Here is a 16355-nt window from a genome sequence, read left to right as displayed (position 1 = left end):
AATCTCTCTTTAAATTTTGCATAATGTATAAATTTTATCTTAAATTTTATAAAAAAAGGTTAAAATCCGCTTTTGTATTTTATTTTTCAAAAGGTATGAATTTGAAAATTTTAGGTATAGATCCAGGTTCGAGAAATTGCGGTTATGCTATCATAGAAGCTGACAAAGGAAAAAACATTCTCATAGAAGCAGGACTTATAAAGATAAAGCCAAGTACCTTACAGTATCAAATCACAGAGCTTTGCGAGGGTTTGGACTTGATTTTTAAAAATCATTCTTTTGATGAGGTGGCTATAGAAGATATCTTTTTTGCTTACAATCCAAAAACCGTTTTAAAACTCGCACAATTTCGCGGAGCCCTATCTTTAAAAATTCTTCAAATTCATGGAGATTTTGCAGAATACACTCCCTTACAAGTAAAAAAAGCCGTTACAGGAAAAGCCAAAGCAACTAAAGAACAAGTTGCTTTTATGGTAAAAAGGCTTTTAGGACTTAGTAAAGATATCAAGCCTTTGGATATCACAGATGCTATCGCAGTAGCTTTAACCCATGCAGCAAATTTAAGAGTTAGGGTGTGATTTTGGTAATTTTTATTACACAAAAGCCCAAAGCTTCATAAACTCCCAAAATACCTTTAAATTTTTTCTATAAATTTTTAAAAAATTCATAAAAAATTTCAAAAGTTGGAACAGAACTTGCTTGTAAACTTCACATAAACGCAAAAGTTTTTTAAAGCCAAAGCGTTAAATTTTTTAAAGCAATATTTTATAAAGGATTTAAGATGATGAGATCACTTTGGTCTGGCGTAAGCGGACTACAAGCACATCAAGTTGCGATGGATGTTGAAGGTAATAACATTTCAAATGTTAATACCACTGGTTTTAAATACTCCCGTGCAGATTTTGGGACTATGTTTAGCCAAACTGTGAAAATCGCTACAGCTCCAACTGATGGAAGAGGCGGATCTAATCCACTTCAAATCGGTCTTGGTGTTTCAGTAAGTTCTACAACTAGAATTCATTCTCAAGGTTCAGTTCAAACCACAGATAAAAACACTGATGTTGCTATAAATGGTGATGGTTTTTTTATGGTGAGTGATGATGGTGGTCTTACAAACTATCTTACAAGGAGCGGGGATTTTAAACTCGATGCTTATGGAAATTTTGTTAATAATGCAGGTTTTGTTGTCCAAGGGTGGAATATCAACTGGGATACTCAAAGTATAGATAGCTCAAGAACTCCGCAAAATATTTTTATCGATCCAGGTATGCATATCCCTGCAGCGCAATCCACAGAAGTAGCCATCAAAGCGAATTTAAATAGTGGTTTAAATATAGGAACAGCTAAAACTCCTATATATGGACTTGATTCTGTTCATGGATATAACAAAAAAGATGGAACAGCAAAAAATGAAAATGATACAGGAATCACTCAGTTTTACACGACTTCCAAAAATTCTATAGAAGTGACGGAAAAGGGTGTGGATGCGGGATCACTTTTTAATGCTAATGGCACAGGATTAAATCTTAGAGATGGACAAGGGATTTGGGTATCTTATGCAGATGCTAAGTTTAGTACAGCTGGACAAGGAGCTCAAGCAAATCAAGGTAATAATGGTGTTTTTGATCCTAATCAAAAAGTAAATCAAAATCCTGTTATATTTTGGGGACATGAACAAAAACCTACAACTTTGGATATTACTTTAAATGGAGTTCATATACAGAATAATTCTATAAAAAGTTTAGATGAAGCTATAGCTTATATCAATACCTTCACTGCACCAACGGATACAAGGGATGGAACAGGAGTAAAAGCGGTAAAAAAAGCAGATGGTAGTGGGATTGATTTTATCAATGATAATGCCGATGGCACTACAGATAACATGAAAAATATAGATTTACAAGTTAATGCCAATAATTCAGCTGGAGAACTTATTAATATAAGGGTTACTGGTAATCCCGCAGATTTTGATTGGAATAATATCAATTTAAGACCTGCTGGTAATCCTATAGTGAATGGTGCTGGAAGTGCTTGGATAGCAGGAAATGCTGCTCAAAATCAAAATAGAATACAAATAGTAACAGCACATAAATATATTTATAGTTCAACTCCAGTTGAATTAGATCCTATGTATAATCCAGATGGTGGACCTGTTTTTAATCCTGCAAATCAAAATACTGCTGGTACTGCTGAAAATAATTATATGAATGCCATTCAAGGTTCTTTGTTAAATACAACTCCAAGAACTTTTAGAACCACAGAGGATTTAAGAGAGCTTTTACAAAGAGATGCTAGATATGGGGTGGATTATGATGGAAGTGGCGGATTTGAAGCTGATGGTAGAGATGTTAATGAAGGAGTAAAAGTTACAGTGGGTGCAACAGGCGAATTTATAATATCAAATCCAAATGAAATTCCAGCTAGGCCAGGTGTAACACCTCCAGGTGGACAAGATAATAGAAAACCTCATAATATAAGTTTTAATGTAACAGCTTATACTGATACTCAAGGTAAAATTAGTAAAAATGATGCTTTTACAACTATTTTTAAAGGTTTTGATGGAGTTTTAACCGTGGGAAATTCTAATCGCCAAAGCGAACAACTCTTCTTAAGTGCTTTTTCAGCTGGACTTGAAATTTATGATTCCTTAGGTTCAAAACATACTTTAGAAGTGCAGTTTGTTAAGCAAAGTACCACTCAAGATGGGGGTAATGAATGGCAAATGATCATCCGTGTACCAGAACCTGCAGAGATTAACACTACAGGTGAAGGACCAAACAATATCATCGTAGGAACAGCAAGATTTAACAACGATGGTTCTTTATCAAACTATACACCAAAAACTATAAATTTCTCACCAAACAATGGTGCCGCACCAAATCAACAAATCAAACTTTCTTTTGGAACAAGTGGAAGCAATGACGGCCTTGTAAGCTCAAATTCTGCTTCAACTCTAACAGGACAGGCAACTGATGGTTATACTTCAGGTAACTTAAAACCTGATGCTATCCGTGTGGATGACAAAGGTAATATCTTAGGTGAATTTACTAATGGCAAAACCTTTGCTGTAGCAAAAATAGCAATGGCTTCAGTGGCAAATAACTCAGGTCTTGAGGAAATTGGTGGAAATCTTTTTAAAGTCACTGCAAATAGTGGTAATATCGTAGTAGGTGAAGCAGGAACAGGAGGTCGTGGTGAAATGAAAACCTCAGCTCTTGAAATGTCAAATGTGGATTTAAGTCGTTCTTTAACAGAGCTTATTATCATTCAAAGAGGTTATCAAGCAAATTCAAAAACCATTTCAACGAGTGATCAAATGCTTCAAACTCTAATCCAGCTTAAACAATAATTTAAGCTTAGTATTCTATAAAATATTGTTTTTTGCTCCCTTAAGGGAGCAAGCCTTGCTTTACAAGCCTATCTTGGTAGTCTTGTAATACTAGGCTTAGGCTTGAACTGCCTTCAATTTATTGCTAACTCACTCTTGCTAGGGGGTGAGTTGCAATAAAATTTTAAGCAATGTGATATAAATTTTTTAAAATTTAATTTTAATTTTATTTTTTAAAGATAGAATAATCAATAATTTTTTAGAAAGGAGAAAAAATGTCTTATATTAGTTTTAACTTAATGCTTTCTTCTTTCTGTATGCGTGCTTGGCACGCTTAATCTACTCGTATATACTCATATTCTATAAATTTACATTTTCAAATAGCCTAGTTTAAAGCCGATAAAAAGCTTTTTAACATTTTTTCATTGACACAATAAGGATAAAAAATGAATTTCAATAAAGAAACTTTAGCATTACACGGAGCTTATAATTTTGATACTCAAAGAAGTATTAGTGTGCCTATATATCAAAACACTGCGTATAATTTTGAAAATTTGGATCAAGCTGCAGCAAGGTTTAATCTTCAAGAACTTGGCAATATTTACTCAAGACTTAGCAATCCTACAAGCGATGTTTTAGGACAAAGACTTGCTAATGTCGAAGGAGGGGCTTTTGGAATTCCTGTTGCTAGCGGTATGGCAGCTTGTTTTTATGCTCTTATCAATTTAGCAAGTTCGGGAGATAATGTCGCGTATTCGAACAAAATTTATGGTGGGACTCAAACTTTAATTTCTCACACACTTAAAAATTTTGGCATAGAAGCTAGGGAATTTGATATCGATGATTTAGATAGCTTGGAAAAAGTTATAGATCAAAACACAAAAGCGATTTTTTTCGAAAGTCTTTCAAATCCTCAAATTGCCATAGCTGATATAGAAAAAATAAGCCAAATAGCAAAAAAACATAAAATCGTTAGCATTTGTGATAATACCGTTGCTACTCCTTTCTTACTCCAACCTTTTAAACATGGCGTGGATGTAATCGTGCATAGTTTAAGTAAATATGTAAGCGGTCAAGGCAGTGCTTTGGGTGGAGCACTTATAGAAAGAAAAGATTTAAACGACTTGCTTAAAAATAACGATAGATATAAAGCTTTTAACACTCCTGATCCAAGTTATCATGGACTGAATTTAAATACACTTGATTTGCCGATTTTTAGTATTAGAGTCATCATCACTTGGCTTAGAGATCTAGGAGCTAGCTTAGCACCTCAAAATGCTTGGTTACTTTTACAAGGACTTGAAACCTTGGCAGTGCGTATAGAAAAACACAGTCAAAATGCTGAAAAAGTTGCGAATTTTTTAAATTCTCATCCTGATATCAAGGGCGTAAATTATCCTACTTTAGCAAGTAATGCTTATCATAATTTATTTAAAAAATATTTTGATAAAAATTTTGCTAGCGGGCTTTTAAGCTTTGAAGCTAAAGATTATGAGCATGCTAGAAGAATTTGTGATAAAACTCAACTTTTCTTACTTGCTGCAAATTTGGGTGATAGCAAGTCTTTGATCATCCATCCTGCTTCTACTACTCATTCGCAACTAAGCGAAGAAGAACTCCAAAAAGCAGGCATTACGAAAGCTATTATACGCTTAAGCATAGGACTTGAAAATAGCGATGATTTGATAGCGGATTTAAAACAAGCTATAGAAAGTTAAAAGTGTGTTTGCATTGAGTGGAATGAGATAAAAATTCCATCATGCTTTATCATAAATAAGGTTTATTAAATAAAGGAGAAAAAATGCCACTGATTATTCCAGAAAATATACCCGCTTATGAGCTTTTAAAAGAGCATGCTTTTATCATGGGATTAAGGAGAGCAAAGCATCAAGATATCAGGCCGCAAGAAATTTTGATTGTCAATCTTATGCCAAAAAAAATTGAAACAGAAAATCAAATTCTAAGCTTACTTGCAAATTCTCCTTTGCAAGTAAATATCACACTTTTAGCCACGACTAGCTATGTGGGTAAAAATACTCCTTTTACTCATTTGGAAAAATTTTACAAGGGTCTTGAAGAGGTTAAAAAACATAAATTTGACGGTGCTATCGTTACGGGAGCTCCTGTGGAACAAATGGATTTTGAAAAGGTTGCTTACTGGGAAGAATTGCTAGAAATTTTTGATTTTTTAAAGCAAAATGTAACAAGTTCTATGTATATTTGTTGGGGTGCCATGGCTGCTTTAAAATACTTTTATGGTGTGGATAAAATCTCTTTAGATAAGAAAATTTTTGGAGTCTATAAGCATGATAAAGTTTCGCCTGATCTGCTTTTAACAAATTTAGATGAAAAGGTTTTAATGCCTCATTCAAGACATTCTAGCATGGATGAAGAGCAAATTTTAGCACTACAAAAACAAGGGAAATTAAAAATTTTGCTTAGAAATAAAAAAATCGGTTCGGCTTTATTAAGAGATGAAAAGAATATTTTTATTTTAGGGCATTTGGAATATTTTAAAGAGACTTTACATCAAGAATATGTAAGAGATAATTTCATACAAAAAGCTAAAAATTATTATGATAAAAAGGGCAATATAAAATACAATTGGCGTTCAAATGCAAATACCATTTTTGCAAATTGGCTCAATTATGATGTGTATCAAAGCACACCTTTTGTGCTTTGATGATTTAAACTCTTGTAGTAGGTGTATCGTGATATACGCTTACTGCACCTTTGATATCGCTTAAAATCGCGCAAGCTGCTTCATTGGCACTTCCCATCGCGCAAGCTACCATAGTCGTAACACCTGAAGCAAGTCCTGCTGCGTAAATTCCTTCTTTGATAATCTGTCTCCCGTGATGTTTGAAGCAAAATTTGTTTGGTTTTGGTATAAGCTCATGCGGTATTACAAAATCTTCAAGTTCTTTGATATCGCTTTTGTTTGCCCCTGTTGCTACGATGATATAATCTGCTTTTATACCCAAGCCTTGCTCATCATTAACAGTAAAATCTCCTTTTTCTCCGCTTATGCTTACTACTTTTGAATCGATGTATTTTACTTCGAGCATAGAAGCAATTTGTGCTTTTATGTGAGTGTAAATTTCATCTGCTTTTGCACCTTTTGGGAAAAAAGGAACATTGTAAATTGCTGCTGCTTTTAAATCTGCTTTACCCTCATCAAAAACAGTGATATCAAAGTCAAGTTCTTCATTTTTAGCTGAAGCGAAAAATAAAGCCGCGCTAAGTCCTGCGATGCTACCGCCTATAATTGCAATTGATTTTCTCATTTTTTTCCTTTTGAAAGATTTGCCTTATTCTAGTATAAAAAGCTTTATTTAATATAATATTTGTCTTTTTTATGCAATTTGCTAAAAATGTTTATTTTTCAATTGCTCTAAAAGTAATTTTTTATATAATTTTCTAAAAATTTTCAATAAGGAAAGCTCATGCGTTATGGTGAAAAAGAAATTAAAGAATTTGATGTAGAAAATATGGAAATTTGGCCAAATGATGCTAAAAATGATTATATCATTAAAATCACTTTACCTGAATTTATGTGTTGTTGTCCGCGTTCGGGTTATCCTGACTTTGCGACGATTTATCTTGAGTATATGCCTGATAAATTTGTGGTTGAGCTTAAGGCGATAAAACTTTATATCAATACTTTTATGTATAGAAATGTTTCACATGAAGCAAGTATCAATGAAATTTACAATACTTTAAAAGATAAATTAAAACCAAAATGGATTAAAGTTGTGGGGGATTTTAACCCGCGTGGAAATGTGCATACGGTGATAGAATGTCGTAGCGATATGGTAGTGCCAAAATAATATTTGAGTAAAATATTAACATATTTTTATGCAAAGATTAAGTATTTTATCAAAAATTCTTATTTAATCTTTGAAGAATATATAATATAAAAAGATCTAAATTTTTTAGATCGAATTTTATTATAAGGAGTTAGGTTATGAATAAAAAATTATTAAGCATTATCGCAAGTACTACTTTGTTTTCAAATTTGGCTTTAGCAGATGAGAATTCTGGTTTTTTTATAGGTGCTGATGCAGCTTGGATGCATGCTCAAGTAAAAAGTGAGTTAAAACATAAGAATACAAAGCAAAATTTTAATGGAGATATTTCAGGTAATATACCATCGTTTGGTCTAAAACTTGGATATCGTCTAAATGAAAATCATAGAATTTATGCTGGTTATAATTATTCTGATGAATTTAGTGATTTTATCAAAACTCCTAAAATTCAAATCGAAGGTGATTTTACTACACATAAATTTTTAACAGGTTATGATTTTACTCCTAAGCTTTTTGAAAAAACCAGAGCTGTTTTAGGTGTGTATGGAGGATATGCAAGAACAGATCTTACCTTAAAAACAAGCTTTTTATCTTTGTCGCAAAATTTTGACGGTTATTTTTATGGAGCGAAAATAGGTGCTTTATATGATTTGACACCACATAATGAAATAGAATTAGGCTTTAAAGCAGAGCAAATTCATTATAATTCTAGAAATTTTTATCAAAATAAAGTGGGTTCAAACTTTTACGATCCTAAACAAACAAATTATGGTGTATATTTAGGATATAATTATAAATTTTAATCTAATGCAAGTTTTTATAACTTGCATTAATGAAATCAACCTCCACCGATAAAGTATTTTTCAACATCATCAAGTAGTTTTTCACAAATTTGAGAATCTGTATTTTTTTCTACTACAAGATTGATATAAGTTTTAGTATCTCTGAAACTTCCTGCTGATTTTGAATTTTCACGAGTGAGTTTTTGATTCTCTTTAGTATATTCTATAGTGATGTTAAATTTTAGAGCAGCACTTGCTTCACCTAAATTCGTTTTTACTACCACATTCATTTTAGAAGCTTTAGCAAGTGTAGCTTGGGTTTTGTTTATGATCTCTTTAAAGCGTTGGCAAGATCGTATAAGTGTAGCGATAAATTTGTTATCAAGTCCTTCATAAGCTACTTTGAGTTTATTTTTGATATCTTTTGTACTTTCTTTTTCAGGGGCAACAAAAACCATATAAAAACCATTTTTTATAGTCACATTGTCTGTTTTTACATCGCGTCCACTTGACATAACTTTAACATAAATGGCATTATCAAGATAAACACGATCTACCATAGGCCCATAAATTTCGTATTCTTTTTTTCGGACTATGACTTCACGAGCTAGGACATTTAATTTCACATTGGCTTCGTGGATAACAGGTTCCATTTCTTTTTTAATCTCTAAGAGTTCTTTTAACATCAACTTCCTTTTTGTTACTTAAAATTACAATTATATCAATAATTTTCTTAATTTAAGAATTTTACAAACACATTTACTAAAAATATGATACATTAAGTATTAATTTTAACAAAGGAGGAAAAGATGAAACAAATTTTTGAAATTTCAAATTCAGTCCAACAAAAAAGTAAAGACAATACTTTTAATCTGCTACTGCAACTCTCACTCTAAAACTCAATTTTATTTTTAATCATTTTTTACATTTTTAATTTTTTATCATTGTTGTTAAGTTTTTGAATTTTTAATTCATTCAGTCTGTTTGGTTTTAAAGGATTAAATCATGAAAGATAATAAAATCATAATCTTTGATACCACTTTGCGTGATGGAGAACAAGCTTTAGGCAGTTCTTTGGGTATCAATCAAAAATTACAAATCGCTTTAGCGCTTGAAAATTTAGGCGTAGACGTTATAGAAGCAGGTTTTCCGGTATCTTCACAAGGGGATTTTAAAGCGGTGCAAAAGATCGCTTCTAAGGTGAAAAACTCAACTATTTGTGCACTTTCTAGAGCATTGGATAAAGATATAGATATGGCTTATGAAGCTTTAAAAGTGGCAAAGCATTTTAGAATTCATACTTTTATAGCCACTTCGACTTTGCATATGCAAGATAAATTAAAAAAAGATTTTGATGAAATTTTGTCTATGGCAAAAAGAGCGATTATAAGAGCAAGATCTTATACTGATGATGTAGAATTCTCATGCGAAGATGCAGGAAGAACTCCGATAGATAATCTTTGTTTTATGGTGGAAAATGCGATAAAAGCAGGCGCTAAAACTATAAATATCCCAGATACAGTAGGCTATACCTTGCCAAGTGAATTTGCTAATATCATCAAAATTTTATTTAACAAAGTGCCAAATATAGACAAAGCTATCATTTCTGTGCATTGTCACAATGACTTAGGTATGGCAACGGGCAATAGCTTAAGTGCTATTTTACAAGGTGCAAGACAGATAGAGTGCACTATAAATGGACTTGGCGAAAGGGCGGGCAATTGTGCTTTAGAAGAAGTGGTTATGGCGATAAAAACTAGGAAAGATTATTTAAAAGGTTTTTATACTGATATTAAATGTGAAAATATCTTTAAAACTTCAAAATTAGTTTCAGCTATCACTAATGAAAGCATACCTTCGCATAAAGCTATAGTGGGTAGCAATGCGTTTTCTCATAGTTCAGGCATTCATCAAGATGGAGTGCTTAAAAATAGGCAAACTTACGAGATCATAAGCCCTAGTGCCATAGGAATTCATGACAATCGTATGTTAATGACGGCAAGAAGTGGAAGGGCTATGATAAAAACTTGCCTTGAAAATTTAGGCTATGATGAAAATACTTATAATTTAGATGATGTTTATGAGCGTTTTTTACGCCTTGCGGATAAAAAGGGTCAAGTATATGATTATGATTTGGAAGCTTTGATGTTTTTAAGCTATGAAAATGAAGAAGAAAATGAATTTGTGATTGAAAAATTAAGCGTGATTAGTGGCAATATCCCAACCGCTTGTGTTTGTATGCGTATCAAAGAAGAGCTAAAAACTGAAGCTTGCACAGGAAATGGTCCTGTTGAAGCAGTTTTTAACTGCATTGCTAGGATAACGAATTTAAAGCCTGTGTTAAAAGCTTATAGTATCAATGCAAAAAGTTCAGGAGTAGATGCTCAAGGGCAAGTGGATGTGGATTTGGAATTTAAAGGGAGAAAATTCCATGGAAAAGGACTTTCAACAGATGTTATAGAAGCTTCAGCACAAGCTTTTGCGAGTGCTTACAATGCGATTTATCGCTCTTTAAAAGTAGAAGAAAGGAAAATGGCATGAAAACTTATAAAGTAGCTGTTTTAGCAGGAGATGGCATAGGGCCTTTGGTGATGAAAGAAGCTTTAAAAATTTTAACTTTTATCGCACAAAAATACAATTTTAGTTTTGAATTTAATGAAGCTAAAATAGGCGGTGCAAGTATAGATGCTTATGGAGTGGCTTTAAGTGATGAAACTTTAAAGCTTTGTGAGCAAAGTGATGCGATTTTATTTGGCTCTGTGGGTGGGCCTAAGTGGGATAATTTGCCCATAGATCAAAGACCTGAAAGAGCCTCGCTTTTGCCTTTAAGAAAGCATTTTAATTTGTTTGCAAATTTGCGTCCTTGTAAAATTTATGAAAGTTTAACTCATGCTTCACCTTTAAAAAATGAGATTATCCAAAAAGGAGTGGATATTTTATGTGTTAGAGAGCTTACAGGTGGGATTTATTTTGGTAAGCAAGATTTAGGTAAAGAAAGTGCGTATGATACTGAAATTTACACTAAAAAAGAGATAGAAAGGATAGCTCATATCGCTTTTGAAAGTGCAAGAATAAGAAAGAAAAAAGTGCATTTAATCGACAAGGCGAATGTTTTAGCAAGTTCTATTTTGTGGCGAGAAGTGGTGGCAAATGTTGTAAAAGATTATCAAGATATAAACTTAGAGTATATGTATGTGGATAATGCTGCGATGCAGATTGTAAAAAATCCTAGCATTTTTGATGTTATGCTTTGTTCAAATCTTTTTGGTGATATTTTGAGTGATGAGTTAGCTGCCATTAATGGATCTTTGGGTTTGTTAAGTTCAGCAAGTTTAAACGATAAAGGTTTTGGACTTTATGAGCCAGCAGGTGGAAGTGCGCCTGATATAGCTCATTTAAATATAGCTAATCCCATAGCTCAAATTTTAAGTGCGGCTTTGATGTTAAAGTATAGTTTCAAAGAAGAACAAGCCGCACAGGATATAGAAAATGCTATATCTTTGGCATTGGCACAAGGAAAAATGACTAAGGATTTAAATGCTAAGTCGTATTTAAATACCGATGAAATGGGGGATTGTATTTTAGAAATTTTAAAGGAGAATAATAATGGCTAAAACTTTATATGAGAAAGTCTTTGATGCTCATGTGGTTTATGAAGGCAAAAACGAACTTCCTATACTTTATATCGATAGACATTTAATCCATGAAGTAACAAGCCCTCAAGCATTTTCAGGGCTTAAAATGGCTAAGCGTAGAATGGCAAGAGCGGATTTAACTTTGGCTACCATAGATCATGATGTTTCAACTAAAAGTGTGGATTTAAATGCTTGTTCTGATATGGCAAAAGAGCAAATTACAACTTTGATGCAAAATACTAAGGAATTTGGAGTAAGGCTTTTAGGACTTGGAGATAAAAATCAAGGCATAGTTCATATAGTAGGTCCTGAGCTTGGCTTTACTTTACCTGGGGTTACTTTAGTTTGTGGGGATTCTCATACGGCAACACATGGGGCTTTTGGAGCTTTAGCCTTTGGTATAGGCACGAGTGAAGTAGAGCATGTCATGGCAACGCAAACTTTAAAACAAGCCAAACTTAAAACTATGAAAATCGAATGTAAAGGGCAGTTTCAAAAAGGCGTTTATACTAAGGATTTGATTTTGTATTTGATCGCACAATACGGCACAGCAAAAGGCACAGGCTATGCTATAGAATTTTGCGGAGAACTTATAAGAAATCTAAGCATGGAAGCTAGAATGACTCTTTGTAATATGGCTATAGAATTTGGAGCGAAAGTAGGTATGATAGCTCCTGATGAGATCACTTTTGAGTATATTAAGGGAAAGGAATTTGCACCTAAAGGAGAAGAATTTCAAAAGTATTGTGAGTATTGGAAGAGTTTAAGAAGCGATGAAGGAGCAAAATATGATGCGAGTATTACTCTAGATGTAAGCAAGATAAAACCACAAATTAGCTATGGAACAAATCCTTCGCAAGTGATTGGCATAGATGAAAAAATTCCAAAAATAAGTGATTTTAAAAATCAAAGCGAGCAAAAATCTTTGCTTGATGCTTTATATTATGTAAATTTAGAGCAAGATCAAGTTATAGAAGGGGTAAAAATCGACATTGTATTTATAGGATCTTGCACAAATGGGCGTTTAGAAGATCTTAAAATAGCTGCTGATATCTTAAAAGGGCGCAAAATTCATAAAAATGTTAAAGCTTTAATCGTGCCTGGTTCAATGCAAGTAAGAAAAGAAGCTGAAAATTTAGGACTTGATAAGATTTTTATCGAGGCAGGGTGTGAGTGGAGATATGCAGGGTGTTCTATGTGTCTTGGTATGAATGATGACAAAGCAAATTCAGGTCAAAGAGTTGCTTCAACTTCAAATCGTAACTTTGTAGGCAGACAAGGTAAAGGTTCTATCACTCATTTGATGAGTCCTGCAAGTGCAGCAGCTTGTGCCATAGAAGGTGTTATTTGTGATAATAGAAAGTATTTAGGAGTTTAATATGCAAAAATTTATTATACACAAAGGTATAGCTTGTCCTTTAGAATATGCCAATATAGACACAGATCAAATTATACCTAAGCAATTTTTACTTGCAGTGTCTAAGCAAGGTTTTGGCAAGCATTTGTTCCATGATTTGCGTTATTTAGATGATAAAGAAAGTGTTTTAAATATGGATTTTAATCTCAATAAAAAAGAATATCAAAATAGCTCTATTTTGGTGAGTTTTGAAAATTTTGGTAGTGGCTCTTCAAGAGAGCATGCGCCTTGGGCTTTGGTTGATTATGGTATTAGAGCTATTATTGCACCTTCTTTTGCGGATATTTTTAAAAACAATGCCTTAGGAAACGGTTTGCTCACTATAGAACTTGCTAAAGATGAGGTTTTGGAAATAGTTGATGAGTTAAAAAAATCCCAAGATAAAAATATAGAAATTTCTTTGTTGGAAAAAAGAGTATTTTTTAAAGATAAGATTTTTTCTTTTGATTTAGATGATTTTCACAGAATTTGTCTTTTGGAAGGGCTTGATAATATAGCTTTAACTTTAAAACATGAAGCACAAATCAAAGCCTATGAAAAAAACTCAAAAAGCTTTTTGGTTTAGAATTTTTTCATAAGCTAAAAAAGGATCTTGGTAATTAGGTATGTCAAAGTTTCCACAAAAATTAAAATCAAGCTTTTTAAAAAGCGAATTCATAGGAAAATTTTTACTATGAGTATCTGCTCTTAAACTTGCCTTGTGATTTTCCAAGGCAAAATTTTCGCAAAAATTTAAAAGTTTTTGTGCCACGCCTTTGCCTTTTGCCTTTTGTTTGACAGCTAAACGGTGTAGATAAAAGGCTTTATCATCATAATTTTTGTTAAAAATAACTTGTTTGTAAAATTCAGGTTTAAATTTTTCATTGATACAGATAAAGCCTAAAATTTCATCATTTTCTTTAAACACATAAAGTTCTTGTGCTTGTATATCTTCTTGAAAAACTATTTCATTTGGATAATTCTCATCCCATTGGTGAAAATTCATAGTTTTCATAGCATTTAAAGCATCTTTTGTGATTTCAAGTATAGAATTTAAATCTTTATTGACGGCTTTTTGTATGATAGTGTTTTGCATGATAATCCTTTGTATAAGGAAGGGTGATGGTGGCTCCGATTGGACTTGAACCAACGGCCACTACCATGTCAAGGTAGTGCTCTACCAGCTGAGCTACGGAACCATATGGTGGAGCATAGCGGGTTCGAACCGCTGACCCCAACGCTGCCAGCGTTGTGCTCTCCCAGCTGAGCTAATGCCCCAAATGAAGTTTGTATTATAACTTAGTTTGCCTTAAAGTTTATTTGATGGCAGACAGGAAGGGATTCGAACCCTCGAAAGCTTGCACTTTACACGCGTTCCAGGCGTGCTCCTTCAACCGCTCGGACACCTGTCTATGAAATAAAGCGTTCATTATATCTATAAAAGCTTTAAAAATAAAGAAATTTTTTAAATATTGAAAATAAAATTATTTTTTTTAAAAATCAGAAAATTTTTAGTAAAAAGTAGTATAATTATATTTTTATTTTTAGTCAGGGTAGCTCAGCTGGTTAGAGCGCTGGTCTCATAAGCCGGAGGTCGGGAGTTCAAGTCTCCCCCTTGACACCATTAAATGTAATAATTATTTTTTTTCTTTTGTTACTACAAAAACAATTCCACCAAAACCTATAATTACAACAGTTGTTATAAAAATGATTTCGAAAATATCTAACATCATCATTGTTCTTTTGCCCTTTCTTTAAGCTGTCCACAAGCAGCTGAGATATCAAGTCCTTTACTTTCTCTTATAGTACAAGTTACACCTTTATTACTTAGTAAATCTTGGAATTTAATCGCATTTTCTAAACTAGGGCGTTTATATAAACTTCCTTCATGTGGATTAAAGAGTATTAAATTCACTTTGGCTTTAATGCCATTTAAAAGCTTGACTAATTCTTTAGCGTGTTCAAGCTTATCATTGATACCATCAATTAAAAGATATTCAAACATCACTCTTTTTCTTTGATCTATAGGAAATTCACGCACCGCATCCATAATCGCAGCGATATTATAAGCTTTATTGATAGGCATAAGTTCGGTTCGAAGCTCATCATTAACCGCATGCAATGATATAGCAAGTAAAACACCTAAATTCATTTGACCTAATTCTTTGATTTGTTTTGCCAAACCGCTAGTACTGATGGTTTGACGGCGAGGACTTATAGCAAGTCCCTCATTTTGCGCTAAAATTTTTACCGCTTTAGAAACATTTTTAAGATTATCCAAAGGCTCGCCCATACCCATATATACTATATTTACACGGCGTTCATAAGGGATATTGTTTTGTTTTTTGATCCATAAAATTTGTCCGACTATCTCACCTGCACTTAAATTTCTTTTCAAACCACCCTTGGCAGTAAGACAAAAACTACATCCACTTTTACAACCTACTTGAGAAGAAACACAGATAGTATATCTCGCATGAGAAATTCTTTTGCCTTCTGCGTCTATTTTTTCTTCTTTCATAGGCAAAAGCACACTTTCTACCCTTAAACCATCGATAAGTTCAAAAAGATATTTTATACTTCCATCTTTACTTTGCTCATTTTTAACGCATTTTACAGGAGAAAAATGAAAATTTTGCGCAAGTTCTAAACGCAAATCTTTTGGCAAACTTGACATATCGGAAAAATTATTGGCATATTTTTGATAAATCCATTGATAAATTTGTTTCACGCGAAACATCGGTTTGATTTTTTCTCCTAATTCTTCAGGTAAAAAATCTAAAATATTAACAAGCTCTTTCAAAATTATTTTCCTTTTTGAATTTTTAAATATAATGATATTTTTTTAAGTATTCTTCTAAGTTTTCTTTTGCCTTTTGATGATTTTTTATAAAATCTTCGTGAGCGTTTTCATTACAAAAATTTGTTGCACACAAAATACACTCTGCATCAATATTTAAATTTTTAGCTACGCTCAAAACAGAAAAGGCTTCCATATTTTCTGCAAAAAAACCTAATTTTGAAAATTCTTTTGCCGCTTTTGAATTTTGACAAATATAATTTGAAGAATTGATTTTTATTGTTTCACGAGAAACATTTTCTTTTTCTAAGCAAATTTCATATTTTGCAGGAGTATAAAATGCATGTGAAATTTTAGAAAATTCTACATTAAAAGCGTGCGAACTTCTATAAATTTCTAAAATCTCTCCCTTATCATAAAGCCCACAAGTTCCTATAAATATAAGTTTTGATGGTTTTTCTTTGAAGCAAAGTTGACTCAAATGAAAAGCTGATTCAACCAAACCTATGCCTATAGCTTTTGCAAAAGAAAAATTTTCATTTCCACCCGCACAAATAATCATTTTGATCCTTATGAAATTTTACAAAAAATAATTCTACCTAAAA

The 16355-nt window shown here is 32.7% G+C and carries 16 protein-coding genes and 4 tRNA genes; 11 read left to right on the top strand and 9 right to left on the bottom strand.

Going from position 1 to position 16355, the window contains the following annotated elements:
- Positions 1 to 95: 95 nt before the first annotated feature.
- The 4 genes from ruvC to metA all read left to right on the top strand — a co-directional run bounded on the left by ruvC (position 96) and on the right by metA (position 6011).
- Entirely contained in the window at positions 96 to 578 is a 483-nt protein-coding gene (gene ruvC, locus FBF20_RS08795; protein ID WP_010891952.1) for a crossover junction endodeoxyribonuclease RuvC, read from the top strand.
- 203 nt (positions 579 to 781) lie between these two features.
- Complete coding sequence (flgE, locus tag FBF20_RS08790) at positions 782 to 3349, top strand: flagellar hook protein FlgE (protein WP_070254005.1); 2568 nt, start codon at positions 782 to 784, stop codon at positions 3347 to 3349.
- Positions 3350 to 3774: 425 nt separating this feature from the next.
- Entirely contained in the window at positions 3775 to 5046 is a 1272-nt protein-coding gene (locus FBF20_RS08785) for an O-acetylhomoserine aminocarboxypropyltransferase/cysteine synthase (RefSeq protein ID WP_100608099.1), read from the top strand.
- Positions 5047 to 5129: 83 nt separating this feature from the next.
- Positions 5130 to 6011, top strand: a complete 882-nt coding sequence (gene metA, locus FBF20_RS08780) for a homoserine O-succinyltransferase (protein WP_002783526.1) — start codon at positions 5130 to 5132, stop codon at positions 6009 to 6011.
- A gap of 4 nt (positions 6012 to 6015) precedes the next feature.
- Here metA and FBF20_RS08775 read toward each other — a convergent pair whose 3' ends face one another.
- Positions 6016 to 6615, bottom strand: coding sequence for an NAD(P)/FAD-dependent oxidoreductase (locus FBF20_RS08775; RefSeq protein WP_002783528.1), 600 nt, complete (start codon positions 6613 to 6615; stop codon positions 6016 to 6018).
- 159 nt (positions 6616 to 6774) lie between these two features.
- Here FBF20_RS08775 and queF point away from each other — a divergent pair, with 159 nt between their 5' ends.
- Complete coding sequence (gene queF / locus FBF20_RS08770; protein WP_002834281.1) at positions 6775 to 7158, top strand: preQ(1) synthase; 384 nt, start codon at positions 6775 to 6777, stop codon at positions 7156 to 7158.
- Positions 7159 to 7295: 137 nt separating this feature from the next.
- Positions 7296 to 7940, top strand: a complete 645-nt coding sequence (locus FBF20_RS08765; protein WP_002890434.1) for an outer membrane beta-barrel protein — start codon at positions 7296 to 7298, stop codon at positions 7938 to 7940.
- A gap of 35 nt (positions 7941 to 7975) precedes the next feature.
- Here the strand turns inward: FBF20_RS08765 and FBF20_RS08760 are convergent, their stop codons facing one another.
- Positions 7976 to 8605, bottom strand: a complete 630-nt coding sequence (locus FBF20_RS08760; RefSeq protein WP_002853105.1) for a hypothetical protein — start codon at positions 8603 to 8605, stop codon at positions 7976 to 7978.
- Positions 8606 to 8924: 319 nt separating this feature from the next.
- On the opposite strand from FBF20_RS08760, the gene leuA reads away from it, so the two are divergent.
- Genes leuA through leuD form a run of 4 tightly spaced genes read left to right on the top strand, consistent with a single transcriptional unit; the run spans position 8925 to position 13536 of the window.
- A complete protein-coding gene (gene leuA, locus FBF20_RS08755; protein WP_002867508.1) occupies positions 8925 to 10460 on the top strand; it encodes a 2-isopropylmalate synthase in 1536 nt (511 codons plus the stop codon).
- Complete coding sequence (leuB, locus tag FBF20_RS08750) at positions 10457 to 11533, top strand: 3-isopropylmalate dehydrogenase (RefSeq protein WP_145699603.1); 1077 nt, start codon at positions 10457 to 10459, stop codon at positions 11531 to 11533. Before leuA ends, leuB begins: the two co-directional genes overlap by 4 nt.
- Entirely contained in the window at positions 11520 to 12932 is a 1413-nt protein-coding gene (leuC, locus tag FBF20_RS08745) for a 3-isopropylmalate dehydratase large subunit (RefSeq protein ID WP_072227287.1), read from the top strand. The genes leuB and leuC overlap by 14 nt, the downstream gene beginning before the upstream one ends.
- 1 nt (position 12933) lies before the next feature.
- A complete protein-coding gene (gene leuD / locus FBF20_RS08740; RefSeq protein WP_002853150.1) occupies positions 12934 to 13536 on the top strand; it encodes a 3-isopropylmalate dehydratase small subunit in 603 nt (200 codons plus the stop codon).
- Here the strand turns inward: leuD and FBF20_RS08735 are convergent.
- The 4 genes from FBF20_RS08735 to FBF20_RS08720 form a co-directional block, all read right to left on the bottom strand.
- Entirely contained in the window at positions 13516 to 14046 is a 531-nt protein-coding gene (locus tag FBF20_RS08735; RefSeq protein ID WP_002878728.1) for a GNAT family N-acetyltransferase, read from the bottom strand. The two genes, leuD and FBF20_RS08735, sit on opposite strands and share 21 nt — an antisense overlap.
- A gap of 27 nt (positions 14047 to 14073) precedes the next feature.
- Positions 14074 to 14149 (bottom strand) — tRNA-Val (locus FBF20_RS08730).
- Positions 14150 to 14152: 3 nt separating this feature from the next.
- Positions 14153 to 14228, bottom strand: a tRNA-Ala gene (locus tag FBF20_RS08725).
- Positions 14229 to 14274: 46 nt separating this feature from the next.
- Positions 14275 to 14362, bottom strand: a tRNA-Ser gene (locus FBF20_RS08720).
- A 135-nt stretch (positions 14363 to 14497) separates the two neighbouring features.
- Between FBF20_RS08720 and FBF20_RS08715 the strand changes: the two genes are divergently transcribed.
- Positions 14498 to 14574 (top strand) — tRNA-Met (locus tag FBF20_RS08715).
- Between the two features lie 13 nt (positions 14575 to 14587).
- Here the strand turns inward: FBF20_RS08715 and FBF20_RS08710 are convergent.
- The 3 genes from FBF20_RS08710 to FBF20_RS08700 are packed head-to-tail and all read right to left on the bottom strand — an operon-like array spanning position 14588 to position 16312.
- Positions 14588 to 14686, bottom strand: coding sequence for a hypothetical protein (locus FBF20_RS08710; protein ID WP_032584024.1), 99 nt, complete (start codon positions 14684 to 14686; stop codon positions 14588 to 14590).
- Complete coding sequence (gene rlmN / locus FBF20_RS08705; protein ID WP_002853156.1) at positions 14683 to 15753, bottom strand: 23S rRNA (adenine(2503)-C(2))-methyltransferase RlmN; 1071 nt, start codon at positions 15751 to 15753, stop codon at positions 14683 to 14685. The genes FBF20_RS08710 and rlmN overlap by 4 nt, the downstream gene beginning before the upstream one ends.
- A 22-nt stretch (positions 15754 to 15775) precedes the next feature.
- The gene (locus FBF20_RS08700; RefSeq protein WP_002853142.1) at positions 15776 to 16312 is read right to left on the bottom strand and encodes a purine-nucleoside phosphorylase; all 537 of its coding nucleotides are present in this window, start codon (positions 16310 to 16312) and stop codon (positions 15776 to 15778) included.
- Between the last annotated feature and the right edge of the window lie 43 nt (positions 16313 to 16355).

The organism is Campylobacter sp. CFSAN093259, from assembly GCF_012889985.1.
GTDB lineage: Bacteria > Campylobacterota > Campylobacteria > Campylobacterales > Campylobacteraceae > Campylobacter_D > Campylobacter_D jejuni.
Note: the sequence above shows the minus strand (reverse complement) of the source record. Positions and strands in the feature narration are given on the sequence as shown.